This is a genomic window from Sphaerisporangium sp. NBC_01403 (assembly GCF_045040145.1).
Taxonomy (GTDB): Bacteria; Actinomycetota; Actinomycetes; order Streptosporangiales; family Streptosporangiaceae; genus Sphaerisporangium; species Sphaerisporangium viridialbum.
Map to the genome: position 1 here is coordinate 5,711,634 of NZ_CP109534.1, position 24,250 is coordinate 5,735,883.

The 24,250-nt window shown below is 71.8% G+C and carries 19 protein-coding genes; 5 read left to right on the top strand and 14 right to left on the bottom strand.

Annotated features, from left to right (window positions below; translation table 11 throughout):
• Window positions 1-21 precede the first annotated feature (21 nt).
• The 3 genes from OG589_RS25445 to pstC are packed head-to-tail and all read right to left on the bottom strand — an operon-like array spanning window position 22 to window position 3,060.
• Window positions 22-849, bottom strand: a complete 828-nt coding sequence (locus OG589_RS25445; RefSeq protein ID WP_405140220.1) for a phosphate ABC transporter ATP-binding protein — start codon at window positions 847-849, stop codon at window positions 22-24.
• 31 nt (window positions 850-880) lie between these two features.
• Window positions 881-2,059 (bottom strand): phosphate ABC transporter permease PstA, encoded by a 1,179-nt coding sequence (pstA, locus tag OG589_RS25450; protein ID WP_405140222.1) that lies wholly within the window; start codon window positions 2,057-2,059, stop codon window positions 881-883.
• Window positions 2,056-3,060 (bottom strand): phosphate ABC transporter permease subunit PstC, encoded by a 1,005-nt coding sequence (gene pstC / locus OG589_RS25455; protein WP_405140224.1) that lies wholly within the window; start codon window positions 3,058-3,060, stop codon window positions 2,056-2,058. Before pstC ends, pstA begins: the two co-directional genes overlap by 4 nt.
• Window positions 3,061-3,396: 336 nt before the next feature.
• Here pstC and OG589_RS25460 point away from each other — a divergent pair, with 336 nt between their 5' ends.
• The 3 genes from OG589_RS25460 to OG589_RS25470 are packed head-to-tail and all read left to right on the top strand — an operon-like array spanning window position 3,397 to window position 9,809.
• Window positions 3,397-6,012 carry a hypothetical protein gene (locus tag OG589_RS25460; protein WP_405140226.1) on the top strand — a complete coding sequence of 872 codons (2,616 nt, stop codon included), beginning with the start codon at window positions 3,397-3,399 and terminating at the stop codon, window positions 6,010-6,012.
• Window positions 6,009-7,493 (top strand): sortase, encoded by a 1,485-nt coding sequence (locus OG589_RS25465; protein WP_405140228.1) that lies wholly within the window; start codon window positions 6,009-6,011, stop codon window positions 7,491-7,493. Before OG589_RS25460 ends, OG589_RS25465 begins: the two co-directional genes overlap by 4 nt.
• Window positions 7,494-7,496: 3 nt before the next feature.
• Window positions 7,497-9,809 carry a hypothetical protein gene (locus OG589_RS25470; protein WP_405140229.1) on the top strand — a complete coding sequence of 771 codons (2,313 nt, stop codon included), beginning with the start codon at window positions 7,497-7,499 and terminating at the stop codon, window positions 9,807-9,809.
• An 81-nt stretch (window positions 9,810-9,890) separates the two neighbouring features.
• On the opposite strand, the gene OG589_RS25475 is transcribed toward OG589_RS25470, so the two are convergent.
• Both OG589_RS25475 and OG589_RS25480 read right to left on the bottom strand, forming a co-directional pair.
• Window positions 9,891-10,769, bottom strand: coding sequence for a sulfotransferase family protein (locus tag OG589_RS25475; RefSeq protein ID WP_405140231.1), 879 nt, complete (start codon window positions 10,767-10,769; stop codon window positions 9,891-9,893).
• 92 nt (window positions 10,770-10,861) lie between these two features.
• On the bottom strand, window positions 10,862-12,004 hold the full coding sequence (locus OG589_RS25480) for a substrate-binding domain-containing protein (RefSeq protein ID WP_405140233.1): 1,143 nt from the start codon (window positions 12,002-12,004) through the stop codon (window positions 10,862-10,864).
• Window positions 12,005-12,314: 310 nt separating this feature from the next.
• Between OG589_RS25480 and OG589_RS25485 the strand changes: the two genes are divergently transcribed.
• A complete protein-coding gene (locus OG589_RS25485) occupies window positions 12,315-12,743 on the top strand; it encodes a hypothetical protein (protein WP_405140235.1) in 429 nt (142 codons plus the stop codon).
• Between the two features lie 21 nt (window positions 12,744-12,764).
• On the opposite strand, the gene OG589_RS25490 is transcribed toward OG589_RS25485, so the two are convergent.
• Genes OG589_RS25490 through OG589_RS25505 form a run of 4 tightly spaced genes read right to left on the bottom strand, consistent with a single transcriptional unit; the run spans window position 12,765 to window position 17,534 of the window.
• A complete protein-coding gene (locus OG589_RS25490) occupies window positions 12,765-13,442 on the bottom strand; it encodes a hypothetical protein (protein ID WP_405140237.1) in 678 nt (225 codons plus the stop codon).
• Between the two features lie 17 nt (window positions 13,443-13,459).
• Window positions 13,460-14,704, bottom strand: coding sequence for a glycosyltransferase (locus OG589_RS25495; protein WP_405140238.1), 1,245 nt, complete (start codon window positions 14,702-14,704; stop codon window positions 13,460-13,462).
• Window positions 14,701-16,119: an O-antigen ligase family protein gene (locus OG589_RS25500; protein ID WP_405140240.1), complete on the bottom strand. Its 1,419-nt coding sequence runs from the start codon at window positions 16,117-16,119 to the stop codon at window positions 14,701-14,703. Before OG589_RS25500 ends, OG589_RS25495 begins: the two co-directional genes overlap by 4 nt.
• Window positions 16,116-17,534 carry a hypothetical protein gene (locus tag OG589_RS25505; RefSeq protein WP_405140242.1) on the bottom strand — a complete coding sequence of 473 codons (1,419 nt, stop codon included), beginning with the start codon at window positions 17,532-17,534 and terminating at the stop codon, window positions 16,116-16,118. The genes OG589_RS25500 and OG589_RS25505 overlap by 4 nt, the downstream gene beginning before the upstream one ends.
• A gap of 532 nt (window positions 17,535-18,066) precedes the next feature.
• Between OG589_RS25505 and OG589_RS25510 the strand changes: the two genes are divergently transcribed.
• The gene (locus OG589_RS25510) at window positions 18,067-19,263 is read left to right on the top strand and encodes a glycosyltransferase family 4 protein (RefSeq protein ID WP_405140244.1); all 1,197 of its coding nucleotides are present in this window, start codon (window positions 18,067-18,069) and stop codon (window positions 19,261-19,263) included.
• Window positions 19,264-19,312: 49 nt separating this feature from the next.
• Here OG589_RS25510 and OG589_RS25515 read toward each other — a convergent pair whose 3' ends face one another.
• From OG589_RS25515 to OG589_RS25535, 5 genes are all read right to left on the bottom strand, one after another.
• Complete coding sequence (locus tag OG589_RS25515) at window positions 19,313-19,477, bottom strand: hypothetical protein (protein ID WP_405140246.1); 165 nt, start codon at window positions 19,475-19,477, stop codon at window positions 19,313-19,315.
• A complete protein-coding gene (locus tag OG589_RS25520) occupies window positions 19,474-20,169 on the bottom strand; it encodes a class E sortase (protein ID WP_405140248.1) in 696 nt (231 codons plus the stop codon). Before OG589_RS25520 ends, OG589_RS25515 begins: the two co-directional genes overlap by 4 nt.
• The gene (locus OG589_RS25525) at window positions 20,166-21,671 is read right to left on the bottom strand and encodes an HtaA domain-containing protein (protein WP_405140250.1); all 1,506 of its coding nucleotides are present in this window, start codon (window positions 21,669-21,671) and stop codon (window positions 20,166-20,168) included. Before OG589_RS25525 ends, OG589_RS25520 begins: the two co-directional genes overlap by 4 nt.
• Window positions 21,672-21,793: 122 nt before the next feature.
• Window positions 21,794-22,390, bottom strand: coding sequence for a class F sortase (locus OG589_RS25530; protein ID WP_405140252.1), 597 nt, complete (start codon window positions 22,388-22,390; stop codon window positions 21,794-21,796).
• Window positions 22,391-23,392: 1,002 nt separating this feature from the next.
• Window positions 23,393-24,118 (bottom strand): 16S rRNA (uracil(1498)-N(3))-methyltransferase, encoded by a 726-nt coding sequence (locus tag OG589_RS25535; RefSeq protein ID WP_405140254.1) that lies wholly within the window; start codon window positions 24,116-24,118, stop codon window positions 23,393-23,395.
• Window positions 24,119-24,250: the final 132 nt, after the last annotated feature.

Below are 24,250 nucleotides of genomic sequence, written 5' to 3' on the forward strand. Positions count from 1 at the left end.
GCTCCAGAACTCGCCGGCGGCTCAGCCGAACCGGCCGTTGACGTAGTCGGCGGTTCTCGGGTCCTCGGGATCCGAGAAGATCTGCTCTGTGGGGCCCTGTTCCACGACCCGCCCGGGCTCGTTCTCGGCGGCGAGGAAGAAGGCGCAGTGCTGCGAGACGCGCTGCGCCTGCTGCATGTTGTGGGTGACGATGACGATCGTGACCTGGTCCTTCAGTTCGAGGATGGTCTCCTCGACGCGCCTGGTGGACGTGGGGTCGAGGGCCGAGCACGGCTCGTCCATGAGCAGCACGTCGGGGCTGACGGCCAGGGACCTCGCGATGCAGAGCCGCTGCTGCTGGCCGCCCGACAGGCCGCCCGCGGGGGCGTCGAGCCGGTTGCGCACCTCGTTCCACAGGCCCGCCCTGCGCAGGCTGGCCTCGATGAGCTGGTCGCGGTCGCGCACCTTGGTCCCCGTCAGCTTCAGGCCCGCCGCCACGTTGTCGGCGATCGTCATCGCGGGGAACGGGTTCGGCTTCTGGAACACCATGCCGATGCGGCGGCGCACCTCGGTGAGGCGCAGGCCGACTCCGTAGATGTCGTCGCCGTCGAGCAGCACCGACCCGGCGAGCGTGGCGATCGGCACCAGCTCGTGCATGCGGTTGAGCGTGCGCAGGAAGGTGGACTTGCCGCACCCGGAGGGCCCGATCAGCGCGGTCACGACCCCCGCGTCCATCTTGATGTTGACACCTTCCAGCACCTTGCGGGAGCCGAACCAGCAGCTCACGTCCACGCCTTCCAGGACGCCGCCGACGGGGCCGGCGGCCGCCTCGGGGATGGGCCTGGTGTGCTCGACGTCTGGCACGGTCATCAGGTCGGTCCTCTCCGCTCCGGATATGCCTTCAGCGGCCACGGCGCTGCCCGCCACGGCCGGGGAAACGGACCCTGCGCCGGCCGGAGCCCGCCGAGCCGGCGATCCTCGCCAGCACGAACAGCAGCAGCACGACGATCAGCAGGATCAGCGCGCCGCCCCAGGCCCGCTCGACCTGGGTCTCCTGCGAGCTCCTGATCTGCGTGAACACGAACAGCGGCAGGTTGTCCTGGTGTCCCGCGAACGGGTTGGTGTTCAGCACCGTGGTGCCGCCCGTGGTCATCAGCACGGGCGCGGTCTCACCCACCACGCGAGCCATGCCGAGGATCACGGCGGTCGCCAGGCCCGCCCTCGCGGTCGGGAGCACCACCATCAGCACGCTGCGCCAGTACGGCGCGCCGAGCGCCAGCGCGGCCTCGCGCAGGCTCCCCGGCACGACGCGGAGCACCTGCTCGGCGGTGATCGTCACCGTGGGGAGCATGAGGATGGCCAGCGCGAGGCTGCCGAGGATCCCCGACTGCAACCACAGGTGCGGCTTGATCAGCAGGGAGTAGACGAAGAGGCCCGCGACGATCGAGGGCAGCGCGGTCATGGCGTCGGCGACGAGCCGCACGGGCCGGGCGAGCGGGCCCTGGATCTCGCTGAGGTAGACGGCGGTGAGCACCCCAAGGGGCACCGCGATGGCCGTGGCGAGCGCCAGCTGCTCCAGGGTGCCGATGATCGAGTGAAGGGCGCCCCCCTCGGTCGCCTTCGACAGCGGGCCGACGATCTGCATGGTCTCGGTGAAGAAGCTCGGGCCGAGCACCTTGAGACCCCGGTAGGCGACGTACCCGACCACGAACACGATCGGCGTGAAGGCGAACGCCGCCCCGGTGCCGATCAGCACCGTGACCAGCCGGTCCTTGGCCACCGCCCGGCCCTGGCCGTCCTTGGTCACGAACCAGTGGATCGGCAGGAACAGCGCGTACCAGGCCACGGCGAACGCGACCGGCATGACCCGGAACGGCAGCAGCCGCGTGAACAGCAGCCACGTCAGGAAGAACGCGGCCGCGAGCGCGCCGGCCGTCTCCAGCACGTCGCTCCAGCGCCACGCCCTGGGCCGCCGCCTCGGCTGCGCCGTCCGGGACGGCCCGGTGCCGGCGCCCGAGGCGGGCCGCCGTCCCCCCGTCCCCGGGGCGATGGGCAGCGCCTTGGTCTCCGGCGCGGTCACCTGCCCGCTCCCGGGCGTGACCTGTTGGCCACCAGGGCCGCGAGGATGTTGATGGCGAAGGTGACCAGGAACAGCGCGAGCCCGGCGGCCATGAGCGCGCTGAGCCCCATCTCCTGCGCGTCCCTGAACTCGATGGCGATGCCGCTGGCCACGGTGATGCCGCCGTTCTCCAGGATCCTGGGCTTGATCTCGAAGGCGATCGACAGGATGAGCGTCGCGGCGAGGGTCTCCCCGAGCGCGCGGCCGAGTCCGAGCATCGAGCCGCCGATGATGCCGCCCTTGCCGAACGGGAGGATCACCGCCGTGATCATCCCCCAGCGGGTGCCGCCCAGGGCCAGGGCGCCCTCGCACTCGTGCCTCGGCGCCTGTGCCAGCACCTCACGGATGATCGAGGTGGTGATCGGGATCGCCATGCAGGCGATGATCAGTCCCGCGTTGAACAAGGACCCTCCCGTGGCCGAGGCCTCCATCAGGGGCATCCACCCGCCGAACTGCGCGACGGCCCAGTCCTCGATCGGCTGGAGCAGCGGCACCAGCAGGAACAGGCCCCAGATCGCGAAGATCAGGCTGGGGATGGCCGCCATCAGGTCGACCAGGGACGTGAGCCCCCGGCGAATGGCCCGGGGTGCGTACTCGTTGATGAAGAGGGACGTGCACACCGCGACCGGCACGGTGATCACCATCGCCACCGCGGCGCTGACGAAGGTGCCGAACATCATCGCGGCGACGCCGAACTTCGGCGGCTGGCCGTCGGGCGCCCAGGGCTGCGTCGTGAGGAACGACAGCCCCGCCGTCCTTAGCGCGGGTAACGCCCCGATCAGCAGGAAGACGCCGATGAGGGTGATCAGCACCAGGGTGGCCCCGGCACCCGAGGCGACGAAGGCCCGGTAGAGACGATCGGCGTCGGTGAGGCGGGCTTCCAGCTTTCGCGGTTCCTGAGCGTGCGGCCCCGTCTCGGGCATTTCACTCGTGACCGACCCCTCGGGGCCAGTTGGCTGCACGTCGATCCCCTCATAGGCGTGTGGTGAATGCGTGGGCGGATTTCCCGGTCATCTGCGTTTCCCGAGGTCCGTCGCCAGTGTCGAGCCAGGCCCATGGCCGGTGCGAGAACGGGGGATGAACGGGCGCGGGCACGTGCCCGACACCTTTTCTTCGGTGTTTCGAGGCCTTTTGAGGTTGTTTCCAGGGATGGAATGCCGGATGAACGACTCCGGACGGCACCCCGACGAATGGCCGCAGCCATTGTCCGGGGGAAGTTCAGGGCGCTTCCCTATACGGGGGGAACTGCGCGCGTTGACGCACGTCCCCCGTTTCTGGATATAGGAGATGCGGACGTGTTGCGACGTAGACGTTGGGCACTGCTGGTGGTCGCCGTGACGGGAAGTTCCGCGGTTCTGGCGGTCACCCCTGTCGCGGTCCAGTCCACGGCCCGCGCGGCGGAGGAGACCCCTTCGGTCGAGGTGTGGACGGCCGACGGCGGCGCGAGGGTGGACGGTGTCCCCGCCCAGAAGCTCGGCGCCGCGCAGGAGGTGAACGTCCGCTGGAAGGGCTTCACGCCGAACTCGTCGGTCGTGCTCACCCAGTGCGTCGATCCCGTCCGCGCGTGGTCGGTGTACGACGGCGAGGCCTACGGCTGGAAGACCTGGCACCCGTTCCAGTGGTGCGCTCACCAGATCCGCCAGTCCGGCGCCACCAAGGCGGACGGCACCGGTGCGGCCACCCTGACCGTCAGGCAGGGCACGATGACGCCTTCCACGGTGTACGAGAACGCCAGCGGCGGCGTGACGGCGAACTACCCCTTCACCTGCAACTCGCAGTACGCCCCCTGCGTCGTGATCGCGAGCGAGTGCGAGTGGCAGCAGCCGCTGGACTACGTCACGACGCCGACGCCGGCCCTGCTTCCGCAGAAGACGCCGCCTGAGGGCATCGAGGAACCGGCCCGCGCGGCGGTGAGCGAGAACCTCGGGTTCGCCCCCGGCGGCGACGGAGCACCGGTCACCGCCGCCGTGCCCGCGCTGGTGTCGCCGGACTTCCCCACGGAGAAGCCGCCACCCCCGCTCGACCCGATCGCCGGGGAGCGCGTGGGCGACATCATCCACGGCAGCGGCGCCTCCAACGTCGTCACGGCCTTCGAGACCTGGCTGACCGAGGTCCGCGCCCTGCCGAAGGCCGCCGACGTGAGCTTCTCGCGCACCACCTCCGTCCAGGGGGCCGGCACGCTCAAGGCGGGATTCCAGAGCGCGTTCGAGCGCGGCGCCGACTTCTCGGTCACCGGCATCCCCTACGACCGTGACACGGCGGGGGGTGAGGTGGCGTACGCCCCCATCTCGCTCACCGCGCTCGCCGTGGCGAACGAGGTCGAGATCGCCGGCCGCCCGATCCGCGAGGCACGCCTGAGCCCCACCACCCTGGCGTGGATGCTCGGCCAGGCCTCCGCCCCCGGGAGCGGTCCACTCGCCTACCTGAACGACTACACCAGCGGCTGGAGCGCTCTCGGGCAGAAGTCCCTGTTCAGCGTGGACAACCACGGCTGCGAGCTCCCTCCCCGAGACGTCGTCAGCATCTTCCGCCTCGGCCAGTCGGCCCAGAATCAGGTGCTGTCCTCGTGGCTCGCGGCCAACATCCCCGCCGACCTGTTCAAGCGCGAGTTCCCCAACAGCGATCCGGGCGGTCTCGAACTGCTCGCGGGCGCGGCGGGGACCCGGGGCACCCAGAGCGGTGCCGAGACCGCCCGGCAGGTCGCGACGCAGTTCGGCGACCTGACCAAGCTCGACCAGGAGGGCAAGCCGGACCCGAACGCCAAGACCCTCAGGAACCAGAGGGCGGCCCTCGGCTACGTGGACATCACCGAGGTCAAGGCGCTCGCCGAACGCGGATTCCCGCTCGGGGTGTCCGCGCTGAAGAACGCCGCGGGCAAGTACGTCAAGCCGACCAAGGAGTCGATCCTCGCCGCGTTCTCGTCGATGAGGAAGAACGACGACGGGACCTACACGGCGGTCTTCGACGACAAGGGGAACGCGGCGGCGTACTCGCTGCCGATGGTCCACTACATCGCCGTCCCGAAGGCCGACGCGAACGGCCAGAACCCGTTGCCGCTGGAGAAGCGCAAGGCGCTGTCGCTGTTCGTCAAGTACGCGGTGAGCGACAAGGCGCAGGCCCGGGTCGAGGAGCTCGGCGGCGCGCCGCTCCCCCAGGCGCTCCGCGACCAGGCGGTCCAGGTGGCCGACATGCTGCTCACCACCCCTTCGCCGAGCCCCACGCCGACGACGTCGCGGCCCGACGCCGGCGGCGGCGACACGGGCGGCGGCGGTAATGGCGGGAACGGCGGCGGGGGGAACGGCGGTTCCGAGAGCGGGACGCCCGGCCCCGAGGACACCGGCGCGGCCCTGCTGGACGGGAGCGCCAAGCCGAAGCCCACGCCGGCCGTCACGGTGACCAAGACCCACCGTCCTCTCGCGGCCCCGTCCGCCACCAGGACCACCCGCGCCGGCGCCACGACGCCGCCGGGCGCGGGCGGTTCCGCGGGCTCACAGCCCACCGGCGCCCCCGTGACCACCGGCCCCCAGGACCCCGGCGGGCCGCCCTCGGCGGGCCCGCAGCCGCAGCCGCAGCTCAGCCCGGTCGCCGACACGAACTCGGCCCCCCAGCCGGTGGCGAACGAGGGCAGCGTGCGCGGCGGCACGATTCCGGCCCCCTCCTGGGTGATCCAGACCAGCATGCTGCTGATCCTCGGCGCGGTCGCCCTCTCACTGGGCGGCACGTGGCGCGGTTACCTGCTGTGGCGGATACGGTCCAAGCCGGCCCCCGCGGCCGGTACCCGTCCTGACGCGGGCCCGGCCCCCGCCCCGGCCGCGGCGCCCGCCCCGCACACCGCGCAGGCCCCGCACACCGCGCAAACCGCGCACGCCGCCACCACCGTGACCATGCCGCCCGCATCGGACCTCAGGCCGTGACGCCGCTGGACACCACAGGCGGCGAGGCGCCGTACGCCGCCGCCATGGAACTGGCGGACCAGGCCGTCCAGCGGCTGGAGGAGATCGTCGCCCGCCTGTCGGGCACCGGCGACGGAACCGGGCACGCGAACGCCCTGGTCCTGGCGGGTTCGGCGTCCGTGCTGCTCGGGCAGCTGGAGCTCACCGTCGCGCCCCACGACACCGCGGGCAGGGCGTCGGCCGCCGCCCTGCGCTCGCGCTACGACAACGTCCTGCTGCGCCTCGGCTCGGTCTCCGCTCCCGCGCGGCCGCCGTCCCCCATGCCGTACGGCCCGGCCCCATGGGTGCAGGTCGCCCCCGGGCAGTGGGCGCAGCTCGCCCCGGCCCACCTCGTCCCCCCGCTCCCCGGCATGCCTCCTGGGTACGGCCCGCCATCCGGGTACGGCCCGCCGGTGGGCTACGGCGTGCCACAGGGATACGTCCAGCCGGCCGGATACGGCGTGCCCGCCGGGTACCCCGCGACGCCGGTCCACGCCGTACCCCCGGGGTACGGCATGCCCGGCGCGACGGCGCAGTTCGTGCCGCAGGCGCCCGCCCCCAAGCGCCGGAGCCTGCGCGACCTGGTCAACGGGCTCCCCCCGGAGGTACGGCGGCTCGGCGGGGTCTCGATGACCGGGCTGACCGTGATGGGAGCGCTGCTGATCGCCTTCTCCCTGTACGGCTCCCTGTTCGGCCACCTGACCTACGAGCGGAACCAGCGGGTCATGATCGACCAGCTCAACGAGAAGTTCAAGGTCGCCGCGGCGATCGCCGCCGCTCCCGTCGCCGGGGACAGGAACCTGGCGGCGATCCCGGCGCGCGACGAGCCGATCGCCCTGCTGGAGATCCCCGGCATCGGCGTGCGCGAGGCCGTCGTCCAGGGCACCGGCACCGCGGAGCTCCGGTCGGGCATCGGGCACTACCGCCCGTCGCCGATGCCGGGCCAGGTCGGCAACGCGGTGCTGGCCGGCCACCGGAACCTCTACGGAGCCCCGCTGGCCCGCGTCACCGAGCTCAAGCAGGGCGACAAGATCGTCGTCACCACTCAGGAGGGCCGGTTCGCCTACACCGTCGAGACCACGATGCGGGCCAGGACCGGCGAGCAGGACTTCCTGTCCCAGGCGACGACGGTCAACCGGCTCACGCTGCTGACCACCTCGGACGGGGACCGGCCCGGCGGGCGGCTCGCCGTGGTCGCCCGGCTCGACGGCCAGGCGGCGTCCCTGAAGACCCATGACGACAACGGGGTCGCGGTGGACGAGCTGGGCCTCGGACGCGATCCCTCCGCGTGGTGGCCGACCCTCGGCTGGGGCGCGGTGTTCTTCGGCATCCTCACGGGCACGCTGGTGCTCTACCGCCGGTGGCGGCGGACGTCGACCTATCTGATCACCACTCCGGCACTGCTGGCCACGGCGCTGATCTGGTTCGAGGCACTCGCGCGCCTGATCCCTTCGACGTTCTGAACCGTGGAGGCCACCATTCGCCGCAGCAGGCTCGCGTTCTCCCCGAAGACGGCATGGGGGCTGGCCGACCAGGCGCTGGCCAGCGCGACCAGCATCGCCCTCACCGTGGTCGTCGCCCGCGAGGTGGACATCTGGGCTCTGGGCGCGTTCGCGGTGGCCAACACGTTCTACATGATCATCCTGGGCTTCTCGCGGACGGTCGTGTCCGAGCCCCTGCTGGTGCGGTTCAGCCACGTGAGCGCGGAGGAGCACCGGCTGGGCACCCGGCGGTCGACCGGGCTCTCGCTGGTGATCGGGCTCGTCGGCTGCGCCCTGCTGCTGGCCGCCCGGCCGCTGTACGGGGCCGCGGTGGCCGAGGCGATCGTCCCGCTGGCGATCTTCCTGCCGGGGCTGCTGCTCAAGGACGCCTGGCGGTTCGCGTTCATCGCCGCGGGCCGCCCCTGGCAGGCCATGCTGAACGACCTGATCTGGGCGGGCGGCCAGGTCGCGGGCGTCGGCTGGGTGCTCATGTCGGGCCGCCCCAGCCTGGGCGGCCTGGTGACGGCCTGGGCGGCCTCGGCCACCGTCGCGGCGCTCGCGGGGTCGGCGCAGGCCCGCCTGCTGCCCGCCCCCTTGGGCGCGGGGGGCTGGATCCGTGGCAACCGTGACCTGCTCCCGGCCTACACCGTGGAGTTCCTCGCCCGCGTCGGAGGCCGCAACCTGGCCCTGCTCGCCGTCGGCTGGGTCAGCGGGCTGCCCACGCTCGGCGCGATCCGCGCCGCCGAGGTGGTGTACGGCCCGCTGAACGTCGTGCTCCAGGCCGGCAGCCTGGTGGCGATCCCGCAGGCGGTGGGCGCGGCGAGACGCTCACTCACGACGCTGCGCGCCACGGTGGTCGCGCAGTCGGGCGCGCTGATCGTGCTGTCCGCCTGCTACGCGGCGCTCACCCTGGTCTTTCCCGACGGGCTGGGCGAGGCACTGGTCGGCGGGTCGTGGGGCCAGGCCCAGGCCGTACTCCTCCCGACGGCCCTGATCTACGCCGGGGTGGCCGCCATGACCGGCCCCATCGTGGGCCTGCGCGCCCTGGGCGACAACCGCCGCAGCCCGGCGGTGCGCCTCGCGCTCGTACCGCTCACCATCGGCTGCGGCGTGGCCGGGGGGCTGCTGGCCGGGGCGGTGGGGGCGGTGACGGGCCTGGGGCTCGCCAACCTGGCCGGAGCGGTGCTCTGGACCCGGCAGTTCCACAACGCGCTTCTCAAGCCCATCCAACGACCCTCCCGAGGAGACACGATGGAACTCTCCGAATACGGGCGGCGGTATCGCGGGATCATCCTGCCGCTGGCCGCCATCCCCGTCGTCGCCGCGGTCGGCGGCGCGAGCTGGGCGGCCGTCCAGCCCTCCACCTACCGGCACGTCGTCGAGCTGCAGGTGGCCGCGCCCTCGGACGCGGCGGGCCCGGCCGTCTCCGAGCAGAGCATCGCCACCTTCCGCGCGCTCGTCACCTCCTCCACCGTGACCGCGAGGGTGGCGCGCGAGACGGGCGCGGACGCGGACTCGGTGACCGGGGGGCTGTCCACGACCAGGCTGGACAACGGCAAGGAACGCGGGGCCGTGGTGCAGGTCGTCTTCGTCGGGACGGATCCCGGGAAGGCCGCGGTGGTCACGAAGGCCGCGTCCGTCGCCGCGGTGGACGAGCTGATGCGGCCCTACGTCGAACGGGCGAAGTCAGACGCCGAAGGGGCGAAGCGGGCCGCCCAGGACCGCGCCAAGGCCCTGGCGAAGGCCATCGGCAAGAACGGACTGGCCCCCGACCAGTACCGGGTGCTCTACGCGGAGATCACCCGGCTGCGGTCCGAGCTCACGGCGCCGACCGGGGTCCGCGACAAGGCGGACATCCTCCAGGCGATCAACGACAGGCAGGCGCAGCTTTCGCGGCTGACGCGGGACATCGTGCCGTTCATGTCGGCCCAGAACGAGGCCGACCAGGCCAACCGCTACCTCATCCAGGTGCAGCAGAACCTGCGCCAGGCCGAGGCGCGGCTGACCCAGTCCAAGGCGTCCATCACCCCGGTGACCGCCGAGGGGGTGGAGGTCGGGAAGGCTCCGCTCGCCGCCCGCGCCTCGGCCATGGCCGGAGGGATCGGGGCCCTGCTCGCGGTGGTCATCCTGGTGCTGCGCGAGCTACTGCGTCAGCGCCGTCCCGTGGCTCACCTGAGCCCCTCGCGCCATGTCTCCGCCATGCGCGTGGCCTCCGGGCCCCCGCGCGTCGAGGTGGCCCCGGGTGACGTACGGGTGATCGAGCGCGGCGACCGCGCCGATCGGCACCGGCTCAACTGAGATCCGCGGCCCGGAGCACCCGGCTAGCGTGGCGCCGCTTCCCTGGCGGCCCCGCTCGCGCGGCCCGGCCACCCTGGCGGCTCAGCTCGCGTAGCCGTGCCGTCCGAGGTGGGCGGCGAGCGAGCGGTCGAGCAGTCCGACCTGGTCCGGGGTGAGGTCACGGCGGAAGGCCTCGGTGCGGCCGGCGGCGAAGGTGTGCCTGGCGAACCCGCGCTCGAAGCCGGGCGTCCAGGACAGCCCGAGGAAGTCCAGGATGATCTCCAGGTGCTCGCGCGGGTCGGCGACGACGTCCTCGTACCGCACCTCCAGCCACGCTTCGGCGGGCAGTGCCTCGCGGGCCAGGTCGTAGGCGTCGATCAGGTGCTTCCACGCGATCCCGGCGAGGTGGACATGGGATCGTCCCGCCTCGTCCCACTCCCGCCGGTACCGCTCGGGCAGCGGTCCGAAGTGCCAGCCGTCCGGGCCGAGGTGGCCGCGCCACCAGGGCATCTGCGACCACGAGTTCGCCACCGCGCGCCCGTCCCTGACGACGTGGACGAACCGCGCCCGGGGGAAGACCTCGCCGAGGAATCCCGCCCTCGGCCAGCCGGTGAGCTTGTGGAGGTAGGCGGGGGCGCCTTCCGCGGCGGCGCGGGACTCGAAGAAGGCCCGGGTGCGGGCGGCGAGCCACGGCGTGACGTCCGAGGCGAGCAGGTCGCGGAACGGGTCGACGAGCAGGGGCGACACCTCGCGGGCGAGCGCGGAGTACGCCTCTGAGGGCGCGTAGCGAAGGCGGCCCTTGGCGGTCAGCCGGGGCGGCACCCTGCGGTAGATCGCACCGCTGCGCCGGCGCACCCAGCGGGGACAGCGGGCGTACCGGTCGTCGAGGTTGGAGACGAACCCCACGTCCGGGTGCCGGGCCAGCACCTCGTGGACGAGCGTCGAGCCACAACGTCCGGTGCCGACGACGAAGCCGTACACGAGGTCCTCCTTGCACTGCGGGCGGGGAACGCGCGGGAACCGGGCCGGGCTCGCGAGAGCCCGGCCCGGAAGGGTGACGCGAGAGGCGGCTGTCAGTTGACGTCGAAGGTGACGCACTTGTCGCCGGTCGGGCGGATCTTCACGAAGCCGTTGCCGGTGATGGCCTGGTCGATGGCCACGCCCCAGTTGCGGTCCACGTTGTCGTTCGGGGTTCCGGGGTTGGGGTCGCTGCTGGGCTTGCTGTGGAGGGCGTTGGGCTTGCACAGCCAGCCGTTGGGACCGACGTAGCCGGCGATCCAGGGCGGGCCGTTGCGGCGGATGACGTTGAACAGGGTGCGGTTGAACTGGTAGGTGCCGTCCTGGATGGTGGTGGCCGACGGGGTGACGCCGCCCACGCTGATCAGCGCCGTGCCGCTGGGGCTGCAGTCCGCCTCACCGGTGGAGTACTTGCCGTACGACAGGGCCCAGATCGAGCGGCCGCGGTCGGCGGTGGGGAGGTTGTTGATCGGGGTGCAGTTGTTCTCGAACAGGGTCTTGCCGCCGGTGGCGGAGACACAGGTGTTCGGGTCGCCGCCGAGGAAGGACGACCACGCGGAGTAGGTGCCGGAGCTGGTCTGGATGCCGTGCACGAGGATCGGCGCGCTGGCTCCGCCGAACTCGCTCCAGTTGCGCGAGCAGCCGCCGGGGCCCGTGCCCAGGAAGATCTCCTTGAGCTGGGCCACGGACAGGTTGGCGACGGCGTCGGACGCGCCGCCCTTCCACTTGGGCACGGCGATGGCGTCCTTGGCCCAGCCGACGTAGGTCAGCGGGTCCTGGGCGTTCTTGCACTCGCTGGGAACGCTGGCGGGCGCCGAGGAGGACCGCGCGTAGCTGTAGTAGATCGTGCCGGTCAGGCCGTCGTTCTCCTGGCACAGCATGCGCAGGCCCGCCGAGGAGCCCTGCGGGAAGTGCTCGACCGCCATCTCGTGGTCGTAGTTCTCGGTGGTGACCGTGGTGGTCGTGTCGGCGAGACAGGTCCACTGCGGGGTCGCCGGCGGGACCGTCAGGTTGCAGCCCGGCGACTGGTTGAACAGCGCGTCCAGGTCCTGCATGGCGAAGTAGGTCGTGTCCGACCCCGCGCCGGTCATCGTGAAGTTGAACTTGCCGTCGGAGAAGGGAGGAAGCGCCGAGGCGGGAAGGGCGAACGCGCAGACCGCGACGATCATGGTGATCATCGCGGCGGCACGCTTGCCCATACCCCCCATGCGGGACTTCCGGGCATTGATTTCGCTGGACATGAATCCTCGATCCTGTGAAAACAGCGAACCGCGGTTGGGCACGAGCATTCCGTCGCGAGGAGCGGGAGTGTTCGGCGCGGCACCACAGGGATCATCAATGCGGCCCGGCTCGCCGCCAACTAACCCCGCGTGTCCGCCGCGAGAACACGAGGCTATAAATACACATATTCCGGATTCTTCTTTTCCTTCCATGACTTCGTGGATTGTTTACCTTATAAGCACTTTACGGATGAGGGGGTGGCATTTTTCGGCGGGATAGTGCCGTCCTATGAGACGACGGCTGATCACAATGTCGATGGCGATGAGCGGCCTTCTCGCCGTGACCGGATGCGCGGTCGGCGAGGCGGAGCGGTCCCTTCCCGCGCGGGTGCGCGACGTGACCTCCTCCCCGCTTCCGCGAGCCACCTCCGACCAGATCGCCGCGGGCGGAACGGTGCGCGTCACGGCGAAGGGGCCGGTGCCCCACCAGCTCATCGCGGGCACCGGTGAGACGATCACGTGGCGCAACGAGACCGCGAAGACCATCTCCGTCCGGCTGATCGACGGCAGCGAACCCTCGGGCGACGTGCAGCCCGGGGGTTCGTACACGCACGTCTTCGACACGGCGGGATCGTTCGCCTACCGCATCGGGAAGGCCGGCGCCCCGGCGGGCGTCGTCGAGATCCTCCCCCACACCGACGGGACGCCGGCTCCCTGACGACCGTCTCGTGCCCTGGCCTCAACCGGCACGGCAGGCGATGAGCGACTTGGTGAGCCCGGCGAAACGCTCGGCGAGCAGCGTGGAGTCAGGGAAGTAGTGCCGCATCTGGGTGCGGCTCAGCAGTTCGATCTCCAGCACCATGGGCAGCGCCTCGGCACGGTCGCCCGGCCGCGTCCCCCACGACAGCGGCCACCGCGCGGCCAGTGCCGTCTGCAACGGCAGCGGCAGGAACTGGAACATCGGAAAGACCCAGTGCGGCTCGATCGGGAAGTACAGGTAGGGCACCTGCACCCAGTGGCGGTCGGACAGCCGGTGCACCGAGTCGGCGAACCGCCTGCGCATCTCGTGCCCGCCGACGTGCTCCATCACCGAGTTCGAGAAGGCCATGTCAAAGCGCCGGCCGGCGAGGTGGCCGGGCAGGTCGCAGGCGTCGCCGATCTCCACGGTGACCCAGTCGGGCACCTCGTCCACCGGCGGCTCGAAGTTGACCAGGTGGACGTGCGCGGGCCGCTTCGGCGCGCGGGTCCAGGTGCGCACCGTGCCGCCGAGGTCGATGATCTCCATCCGCTCCAGGTCGGGGAAACGCTCCAGCAACATCATCATCCGCCGCGTGCGCAGGCGGGTGTTGAGCGAGCCGGGACGGCCGATGAGCCGCTCACGCATCCGCGTGCCGAGGTCGGGACGTACTGCGTCCATGTTCACTCCCTTGTACGTCACTTCGCCTGCTTCTTCATGGCACGGCGGGCCTCGGCGTAGATCTCTCCGAGAGCGGCGAGATGGCTCTCCGAGGAGTAGCGGGCACTGGCCACCGAGCGCGCCGACCTTCCCATCGCGAGGCTCTTCTGGGGATCGCGCAGCAACGCGAGCGCCGCCGACGCCAGCTCCATGGGGTCGTCCGGCGGGACCAGCCGCCCGGTGGCGCCATCGGTGATCAGCTCGGACACCCCGCCGAGCACGGTGCCGACCACCGGCACACCGCACGCGTACGCTTCGAGGATGGTCATCGGCTGGTTCTCGTACCAGCGGGAAGGCACCAGCAGGGCCGTGGCGGAGACCAGCAGGTCGAGCACCTCCTGCCGCGATATCCGGCCGAGGAAGCGCACCCGGCCGGGCACCAGGTCGGCGGCCATCCGCTCCAGGCGCTCCCGCTCCGGTCCGTCACCCGCGATGACGAGGCGGGCGTCCGGACCGAGCAGGCCCATCGCGCGGATGGCCGTGTCGACGCCCTTGGTCTCGTGCAGCCGCCCCACGCAGACCAGCGGGCCGCCCGGCTCCGACTTGGGCGTGACCCCGGTGAGCTCGGCGAAGTTGCTGAGGACGCGCAGCCGGTCGGGGTAGACGCCCGCGCGGGTCAGCTGCCCGGCCAGGAACCTGCTCGGGCTGATGAACACGTTGACGCCGTCGTAGGCGCCGAAGCGGCGGTGCAGCCAGGTCTCGGCGGCCAGCATCGCGCTGGCCGCGCGTGAGTCGTCCTTGCACCGGCGCCGCACCGCCTCGCGCACGCCGCCGTCCACACACGCCGTGCAGACCTTGCCGTGGTCGAGGAAGCTGTAGGTCGGGCACGCCAGCTTGTAGTCGTGCAGCGTCATGACCACGGGCACGCCCGCGTCGCGGAGGGCCGTCACCACCGAGGGTGAGAGCTGGTGGTAGACGTTGTGCAGGTGGGCGACGTCGGGCCGGAAGTCCTCGATCACCTTGGCGATCCCGCGCCGCGCGCTCCTCGACCACAGCATGCGGGCCGCGCCCCTGGCCTTTCCGATGGGGCTCCTCGGCATCGGGTTCAGCTCCACATAACGCGGGAAGCTGGCCTCGTACTGCGAAGGGATGTTGTCCGGGTGGCGCATGGCGAAGAACGCCACCTGGTTGCCGCGCCCGGCCTGCACCTCGGCGAGATCCAGCATGTACGACTCCGCGCCGCCTCGGCGGTGCAGGAACTTGTTGACGTGCAGCACCCTCACGGGGTCTCCTTGCCCGCTACCACGATGCGCTGGGCGAGCCCGGCGAACACCGCGAGATACCACATCACGACCACGGCGGTCATGATGTTGTCGGCCATCGCCGAAACACTGAAGGCGACCACGCAGCCGGCGAAGCCCACGGCCGTACCGCGCGACAGGCTGACCGCGGGCGCGCCCTTCCTCGGGTCGGTGACGCGCAGCGCCCGCCGCGCGAGGTCGAACAGCGCGGCGAGCAGGCCCAGGTACGCCAGCAGCCCGACGACCCCCGTCTCGACGAGGGCGCGCAGGTAGTCGTTGTGCACCTCCTTGTAGAGGATCAGGCGGGTGGTGCCGAGCCCGGCCCCGGTGACCGGGTTGCCGGGAAGCAGGTCGAGGGCCGCGATCCAGTGGTCGAACCGCCACACCAGGGAGTTCGCCTCAAGACCGCCCGCCGTGTACGTGCTCGCCAGGTCGGAGAACCGCTGGAGCACCGACGGCACCGCGGCGAGCACTCCTCCGGCGACGAGGACGAGGCCGTAGATGAGGCGCCGGTCCTGGAGCAGGCCGACCACCACGAGTCCGGCGAGGCAGGCGATCCACGGTCCGCGCGCGGCGCTCGCCAGCAGGGCGGAGCCGAGACCGGCGGCGAGCACGACGAGGGCGGCCCTGCCCCATCCCTTGACGTGCCAGGCCAGCGCCAGGCTCATGATCAGGATCATGAAGCAGAACATGCCGAGCGCGTTCGGATGCCAGAACGTGCCGGTCGGCCGCAGCAGCCCGTCGAGGTCCATCAGCCCGTCGCCGGTGGTGACCTGGTAGGCGGTCACGAGCACCGGGAGCACGGCCGAGGCGAAGACGGCACAGAGCAGGGGCATGCGCAGTCCTGGCTCGTCGGCGAGCAGCCGCTCGACCACGAAGATCATGACGACGAACGCCGCGATGCGCGACACCTCGCCGACGCTCACCACGGGCGCCCGGGAGCCGAGCAGGCTGAGCAGCGAGGCGCCGAGGAACGTCACCGCCGCGACGGGCAGTGCCGGATGGGGGCGCTCGGCGGCCGGGCGGCGTCCCTGCACGATGAGCCAGGCGACGCACGAGAGCAGGAACAGGACGCCGAGCATGGTCGACGGGTCGAGCAGGCTCCACCCCGTCTGTTCTCCGCCGTCCGTGGCCCCGCCGGCCAGCTTGGTGGCGTCGAGCGCCGCCCGCACCGTGAGAACGACGATGACGAACAGGGTGAACCGCGTGAGCGCCATGACGGTGAGCGCGAGGGCGATCACGATGGCGACGGGAAGGACGACGTCGGTCCGCGACCCGCCCGACGCGAACGTGACGCCGCTGTAGATCGCGAGGATGACCGCGAGGACGCCGGCGGCGTACAGGCCCTTCTCGGGCGGGACGCGCGGCCTGCCGTGCGAGGCGGTGTGCGGGATCACGTGGACTCGAGCCAGCGCAGCGTGTCCGCGAGGGGCGAGGGGAGGGTGACGATGACGGGCTGGGCCCCCACGTCCAGCGCCCCGCCCGACCATGGGCGGGACCGGCCGTCCGGCAGGTCGGTGACGGTAATCTCCCCCGGCGTCTCGCCGGTCGTCTCGCCGGTCGGAGGGGGCAGCGAGAGGGTCCCGCCGGTGCTCCACATCACCACCGACGTCATGGCACCCTGGTCGACCAGCCCTCCGGAAAGGCCAGGCCGCGTCACGGGACGCCAAGTGCCGGACGGGAATCGCTTCCTGAACTGGTCGAACACCGTCTTGGCCGGGCGCGCGACATCGTCCACGCCGTACAGCCCCCTCCAGTGCTCCGCCGACACGACCACGCCGGGCTTGTAGAACAGCGGAAGGTAGACGACGCGCTTGACCCCCCGGGCGAGCAGGATGGTGACCAGCTTGGCCGTCTCGACGCCGTGGGCCACGGGGTCGTAGTCGTCTCCCGGCCAGTAGGACCCCACCTCCCAGCCCTCGATCGGCATGGCGGGGCCCACCTGCGCGCGGATGTAGTCGATCACGTCGGGGACCGCCGCCCAGTAGTCGTAGTAGTGGAGCTGGTAGGCGTCGAAGACACCGGCCCTGTCGAGCTCGAACGCCGCCGCGTGGGCGGCGGTCGCCCGCAGCCCCGCCGGGGAGCCGATCACCGCCCGCAGCTCGCCGGCCGTGGCGGCCGGGGGGAACCGCCCGTCGCCCCGGGCGTAGAAGGTGCGGTAGAACGCGAGCGCGCGGTCCGCCTGCCCGGCGTCCAGCATCGTGCGGGCCACGACGACGCCGTAGCTCCCGCTGGTCAGCCCCACGTCCAGCAGCCGCGCCCCCGGATCGGCGGCCCGTACGGCCTCCGCACCGGCGCGGCCCACGTCACGGTAGCCGAGGGGATCGCCGCCCCACATGTTCCTGGCGTCGATCTCGTTCTCGATCCCGTACATGTGCACGCCCTTGGCGGCGTAGCGGATCACGGCGTCGCGGACGAAGGCCTGGTAGACGGCGGTGTCGACCGGAGGGTAGGACACCGCGATCCTGGGCCGATCGGCCGTGGGCCGCCCGCTCGCCCAGCAGGATCCGACGCGGATGCGCAGCAGGACGCGGTAGCCGTGCGCGAGCAGGCCGGCCACGACCTGGTCGTCGAGGTCCCAGTAGCGCGTGCCCTGCCGCGTCTCGATGGCGCACCACACGAGTTCGTGGAACGTGCCACCGCCGCCGTAAGCCTCGATGTCGGCGTCGTAGCGCGGTGGATGCTGATAGCCGTCCCACTTCAGGCCGAAAGGCTGCTCGGGCACCTGCCGGGCGGCCGGCGTCCCGCCGGGAGCGGGGCTCCCCGGACCGCCGGAGCAACCGGTCGCGCACAACATGGCCAAGATCGCCATTACGGCACAGGCCACCCGAATCACGTTTCTCCCTCCGCACGGGACAGCCATTTATAGCGCCCTGTAACCCGCCCACACAGTCACTATTACGCGAACCCCGAAATACGCGTAGACAACTGACAGGCGACGTAAATTTACCTGTGCCCCGCGGTCCGGATTCCCGCACAACCCACAAAACCGACCTGATATGCAGGCTAACCTCCGCACGACGCGCGCGAGCGGAGGCCCTCGCCGGCCGCCGACCGTCCTCACCCAGCTCACAGACGGGTACGGCCGCGAAAATGGGCGCGATCTTATGGGCACTTTATGGAAGATCGGCCATACGGCCGATGAATGATGGAGAGCGCCACAATGAATATCGGGCCAATGCGGTTCCGGGTCGTCCGGTGGCGAATCTCGGGGCGGTCGCGGGGGCCAACCAATGGTGAAGAGCGCGGAAATACCCCGATCACCCCTTTCCGCGCCATCCGCAATTCCCTAACGTCCAGGCCGAAGACGCGTCCCGTGCTTGTCTTATATGGGGAGTTCCGGCATGCCCGCCGCAGAGACTTCAGAATCCCTCGCATATTCCCCCGCGCCCGCCGACCGGCGGCTGCTCCGCATAGCCATGATCGGCCAGCGCGGCCTCCCGGCCACCTTCGGCGGCATCGAGCACCACGTCGCCCACCTCGGGAGGCGGCTGGCCGCCCGAGGGCACGAGGTGACCGTCTACTGCCGCAGCAACTACGTGTCCGAGCGATGGGACGCCGTGGACGGCGTGCGGCTGCGGCACCTGCCCACCGTCGGCACCAAGCACTTCGACGCCCTCGCGCACAGCCTGCTGTCCACCGTGGCGGCCCTGGCGGACCGGCACGACATCGTCCACTACCACGCGCTCGGCCCCGGCCTGTGCGCCCCGCTGCCCCGCTACCTGTCGCGCGCGCGGGTCGTGCAGACCATCCACGGGCACGACGACCGCCGGCAGAAGTGGGGCGGCATGGCCAAGGCCGTGCTCCGCGGCGCCCGCTGGCTGAGCGAGCACGTCCCCGACGCGGTCATCGGAGTCTCCGGCGAGATCACCGACGAGTACGCCCTGGTCCGCGACCGGCCGACGGTCCACATCGGGAACGGGGTCGAGCGGCCCGTCCCGGCCGCCTCCCCCGACCCCGTCATCCGGCACGGGCTGTTTCCCGGGAAGTACGTGCTGTTCGTCGGCAGGCTGGTGCCGGAGAAGGCCGTCGACCTGCTTCTCAAGGCGTTCAGCGGGGTGAAAGGTGATGTTCGGCTCGCCGTCGTGGGCGGGTCGTCCTTCACGGACGGCTACGTCTCCCGGCTGAACGAGCTGGCGGCGGCGGATCCCCGGGTGCGCATGCTGGGGTACGTGTACGGCGACGAGCTGGCGTCCCTCTACCGTCACGCCGCCGTCTACGTGCAGCCCTCGCACCTGGAGGGGCTCCCGCTGGCCCTGCTCGAAGGCACCTCGTACGGGCTGCCCACGATCGCCAGCTCCCTCGGCTGCCACCGCGAGGTGATCGCGGAGGAGGGTCCGGGGGGCCGGCTGTTCCGCGAGGGGGACGAAGGACACCTTCGGGACGTCCTGGTACGGGTGCTGGGGGCGCTCGACGACGAGAGGGAGGGCGCGCGGGCCAGGGCCGAGGACGTGCTCGGCCGCTACTCCTGGGACGTCGCCGCCGACCGTACCGAGTCGCTCTACCACTCGTTGCTCGCGGCCCCGGCACGGAGGCGGTGACCTCCGGCGGGACGGCGGCGGTGACCTGGGCCGCCGCCCCGCTACGGCGCTACTGGCCGTCGACGGTGACGTCGTCGAAGGGCAGCAGGGCGTCCACCAGCGGGAACAGCACGAACCACAGAAGCAGCACCAACGCGCCGATCAGCACCGCCAGGGAGAGCGCCTTGCCGAGCGGTCCGCCGGGAAGCCGCGCCCAGATCCAGGGAAATATCACGGACGCCCCTTCAGCTCGGCGGGCCGGCCACTCGACTTGGCCTGCTCCCGCACCAGCTCGGCGTGGACGATGAGGCGCTGCCAGTTCTGGAACTTCGGGTTGCAGGTGGTCAGCGTGAGCATCGCCTTCCGCGGCGCCTGCCCCGGACGGCCCGGGCTCGGGGCGATCACCTCCACCTGGCGCGGCAGCACGAGGCGCTGCCTGACCACCCGGTAGACGAACCAGCCGGTGCGGGTCTCCGCCACGATCACGTCACCCTGGTGGAGCCGGTCGATGTCCCAGAAGATCGACGAGATGCGGTGGCCGGCGATCGCCACGTTCCCGATCTGACCGGGCTGTGCGGTACTCGGGTAGTGGCCGGGCCCCTTCCTCAGGTCGGCCTGGGACACGCCCTCGACCACGGCCCACTGCCGGTCCAGCTTGGGGATGTGGATGCGGGCCATGGGCTGGCCGGCCACCGGGCGCTCGACGCTCGCCGCCCAGCGCCGGTCCAGCTCGGTCGCGAGCCCGTTCTGCTCGGATTCGATCTGCCACGATTTGCCGTAGGTCGCGTAGGCGGCGAAGAGCACCGCCACCACCCCGGCGGTGAGCATCAGCTCCCCGATCAGCCGCCACGCGCGCCTGGACGGCGGCTCCCAGCCCTCCTCGGCCCGGACGCGCGCCGGCGCGCCCCACTCGGCGATGTCCGTCACAGGTCGTCGCGGAGGTAGACGGTCCGGCGGGAGGCCCGCAGGGTGATGCCACCGCCCACGATCAACCCGATGCCGACGGTCATCAGCGGGATGACGTAACCGTCCCCCGTCTTGGCCAGCGTGTCGTCGCCACCGGTGTTCGCGGCGGGGAGGGTGGTGTGCTTCGTGACGGTCTGCCGCGGAGTGGGCGAGGTGCTCGGCGAGCTCGACGCGGACGGGGTGTGGGAAGGAGAGCCGGAGCCGCTCGGGCTGGGAGACGAGCTGGTCGTGGGGCACCCCGACGACGTGCCCTGAGGGCTGGGGCTCGCGCTCGCGCTGGGACTGGGGCTCGCGCTGGCGCTCGGACTGGGACTCTCCGTCATCGTCCGGGCGTGGACCAGCACCACGGTCGCGCCGCCGGCCATGCTGAGCGCCTCCGAGGCGGAAGGGCTCGGGGACGGGGAAGGGCTCGCCGACGGACTGGCGGACGCCGAGGGGCTCACGGACGGCGATGGGCTCGCCGACGGCGACGGGCTGGCCGAGGGCGTCGGGGTCGAGGTGCGACAGGTGGCGGAAGGGCTCGGCGACGGGGAGTAGGAGGGGCTGCTCGACGGGCTGACGCACGTGCTCGGCGTCGGGCTGGCCGAAGGGCTCGCCTCCTCCTCGGAAGGCGTCGCGCTGGCCGAGGCGCTCGGGCTCGCGGACGGACACGGGGAGGAGCTCGGAGTCTGCGACGGCGTCGGGGACCCGGTCGGCGTCGAGCTTCCGGACGTCAGCAGGCCGGCTCCGGCGCCCGGGCTGGGCTCCTGGTCGTAGGTGAGGGTGATCGTCACCGGAGTCAGCGCCTCGTCGTCGCCGAGCAGCGCCGCGAGCACGGTCGCCGAGCCCTCGGTGGCCGTCGCGGGCACGGCGGCCCACGTGACCGCCTGGCCTCGTACGTCCGCGGCGTCCTTCTCGACGCTCAGCCGGGCGAGCGCCGTCAGCGGCTTGCCGTCAGCGTCCGACACGCCGGCCACGGGCGCCTCGTCGCCGGCAGTGGGGGTGACCGCGGGAGTGGCACCGGCCGGGGGCGTGCCACCGGGGGTGGGAGAGGGTCCCGGCGTTCCGACCTCCGCGTGCAGCGCCGATTCCGTCCCGTTGATCACGACCACGGGATTGGCGATGACGACGCCCTTGTGGTCGCGGACGACGGTGACGCTGCCGCCGTAGGTCACGGTGCCCGTCCCCGTCGCCGGATCGTAGGCGCCCCCGGCGGCGGGGAAGTGGAACACGCCCTCACGGTCGCGTTCCACCCCGCCCGCGAGGGTGACCTCGACGTGCTCCTCGGCGCCGAGCCGCTCGCCGACCGCCCAGGTGAGCGACCCGCCGGTCACCCCCCGCACGGTGGGCTGCTCAGTCGAGACCGTGGCCAGCGCGCCCACGGTGGCCATGCCACCGGCGAGCAGTTGCACGAGACCCAGCGTGGCCAACCAGCCGACGCGTCGGCGCGCCGACTGCCTCCGGCCGACGGGGGTGCTACTCATCGAACCAACCATCCTGATCAAAAAGCGTATTTTCGGGGGACCTAAATATCCGAGACCCACGGAACACCCGTCAGGCGACAGCGCCGTCTAGGACCGGCCACGGGAGGGTGAATGCAGTGGGGCTAGGAAGGGCGGGCGGAGGTCAGAGACGCGTAGACGATCAGGTTGTCCGGGTAGGCACGCGCTTTCCGGTCGAAGACCCCGGCGCAGGTGATCAGTCGTAACCCGGGATGGCCGATGTTCCCGTAGACCTTTTCGGTCGGGAACTCCGCCTTCCGCACCTGCTGGAGACCGTCCACGGTGAAGGCGGCGACGCGGCCGTCCGAGCGGACGACCTCGATCCTGTCGCCCCGGCGAAGCTCCCGCGCCCTGGCGAACACCGCCGGACCTGATCGCGTCTTGAAGTGCCCGACGATCACAGCGGGGCCCGTCTCTCCGGGCACGGGGCCGTACCGGTACCACCCGGCCAGGTCGCGGGCCGAGATCGACGGTACCTCGATCTCGCCGGAAGCCTCCAGCCCGACCGGACGCACCGGGGCGTCCACGCCGATGCCGGGGATCACGACGCGTACTGGCCGCACCACGGCGGACGTTCCGGCCTCCGCCCGCACCACGACAGACGCTCCGGCCTCCGCCCTAGCCTCGAACGCCGAGGTGAACAACCCGATGAAGACGACCACGAGGGCGATGACCATCGCCAGCACCAGAACGATTCGCATCGGCCACCCGAGCAGGTCACGGGACCTCGGTACATGCGCCGGAGCGACCACCCAGGCCCCCGGCGCGTGCACGGACACCTGCCCCGCCACGCCGCCGTACGCCCAGACCGGCCCGCCCCCGTAAGAAGGCCCGCCCCCGTAAGAGCCGGAGATCGTCTCTGCCACCATCCCGTAAGAACCGGAATCCGGCTCTGCCACCACCCCGGAAGAACCGGAGACCGGCTCCGCCACTCCGTAAGTACCGGAGACCGGCTCTGCCACCACCTGGGAAGAACCAGAGACCAGCTCCGGCACGAATCCGTGAGGGCCAGGGGCAGAATCCGGCATGACCCCGTCAGCGCCGGGGACCGGCTCCGGCACTGGCACAACGAGGTCGCCCGGCATGGGGAGAGGCCTTTCCGTCCAGCCGGGACCCGCCTCGGGGGCCGGGAGACCCCCATCCGCTCGGTCGCCTTCCTTCGCGCGCTCTCGGTCGCCGTCCGTCGCAGTGGAGGCACGGTCGCTCCCGGTCGTCGCCGACGGGCGGCTCACGGTCGCCACGACGCCCGGCTCGCCGCCACGGCCACAGCGGCGCGGCTTCCTGGTAGCAACATGTCTCTCTGCCTCTCACCGTGTGCGCCCGACTCGGGCCAGGAAAGCCTGACCAGCTCCGGTTACGGAAAGGGGTGAGTCCGGAGGCGCATCGATGTTGCCGCTGTGAAGCGTCTGCCGGAAGATGCACGGGGAGCGACGCGGAGGTTGCCGCGAAACGCCCAGCGGGACAAGACCGGGAAAGACCTTCGACGGCCCACCGCGAGAGGCCCCGCCTCCGGGGGTTCTGCGCTATAAGCCGCGTGACGGTGGGCGGCCCGAACCGACGGCCCCCATCACCAACAGCCAGAGGCGGCGGCCACATTCACCAGCGGGCGACGCGGGCGGTTGTGATCACCAGCGGCCAGAGGGGGCGGCCGCGATCACCGACAGCCGAGGGCGGCGGCCGCGATCAGACGTGGGCGGCCGCGATCACCAGCGGCCGGAGCGGGTCAGGAGGACCGCGGCGGCGGCCACTCCCGCCGTGGAGGTGCGCAGCACGGTGGGGCCCAGCAGGGCCGGCGTGGCGCCCGCCTCCCTGAACCGCTCGACCTCCTCGCCGGTGATCCCGCCCTCGGGGCCGACCACCGTCACGATGTCGCCGGTCGCCGGGAGATCGAGGTGGGACAGGGGCTCGGCGGCCTCCTCGTGGAGCACGGCCGCGACCGCCGCGCCGCGCAGCAGAGCCGCCACCTGGGCCGTCGTGGCCTGCTCCGTGACCTCCGGCAGATGGAACCGCCGGGCCTGCTTGCCGGCCTCCCTGGCGGTGGAGCGCCACCGGGCCAGGGCCTTGCCCGCGCGGTCGCCCTTCCACTGGGTCACACAGCGCGCGGCGGCCCAGGGAACGATGACGTCCACCCCGGCCTCGGTCATCATCTCGACGGCCAGCTCGCCCCTGTCGCCCTTGGGCAGGCCCTGGACGACCACGAGGCGCGGGGCCGGCGCGGGCACGGTGTGGCGGCCGAGCACCTCCAGCCGGAGTGAGTCTCTGGCGACGTCGCGCACGACGCACTCGGCGACGGCGCCCCTGCCGTCCGTCAGGTCGACGCGCTCACCGGCGCGCAGCCTTCGCACGGTGGCGGCGTGCCGCCCCTCGGGGCCGGACAGGACGATCTCCTGCCCAGACAGGTCGTCGGCGAGGAAGACGGGGACGCTCACCCGCAAACCTTAGCCATGCGCACACGCCCCCGCGAACCACACAGTGAGCCATCCCGGGCCGCGGGCTTGGCGAACGACGCCCAGGCCGTGACCGCCCGCCGGACGCGGCGTTGGGCCGCCCGCCGGACGTGA

Excerpts from the sequence above, each read along its gene's own strand:
- OG589_RS25445 (WP_405140220.1), bottom strand. The coding sequence starts at position 849 with ATGACCGTGCCAGACGTCGAGCACACCAGGCCCATCCCCGAGGCGGCC.
- OG589_RS25480 (WP_405140233.1), bottom strand. The coding sequence starts at position 12,004 with ATGGGCAAGCGTGCCGCCGCGATGATCACCATGATCGTCGCGGTCTGC.
- OG589_RS25485 (WP_405140235.1), top strand. The coding sequence starts at position 12,315 with ATGAGACGACGGCTGATCACAATGTCGATGGCGATGAGCGGCCTTCTC.
- OG589_RS25490 (WP_405140237.1), bottom strand. The coding sequence starts at position 13,442 with ATGGACGCAGTACGTCCCGACCTCGGCACGCGGATGCGTGAGCGGCTC.
- OG589_RS25505 (WP_405140242.1), bottom strand. The coding sequence starts at position 17,534 with ATGGCGATCTTGGCCATGTTGTGCGCGACCGGTTGCTCCGGCGGTCCG.
- OG589_RS25510 (WP_405140244.1), top strand. The coding sequence starts at position 18,067 with ATGCCCGCCGCAGAGACTTCAGAATCCCTCGCATATTCCCCCGCGCCC.
- OG589_RS25525 (WP_405140250.1), bottom strand. The coding sequence starts at position 21,671 with ATGAGTAGCACCCCCGTCGGCCGGAGGCAGTCGGCGCGCCGACGCGTC.
- OG589_RS25530 (WP_405140252.1), bottom strand. The coding sequence starts at position 22,390 with ATGCGAATCGTTCTGGTGCTGGCGATGGTCATCGCCCTCGTGGTCGTC.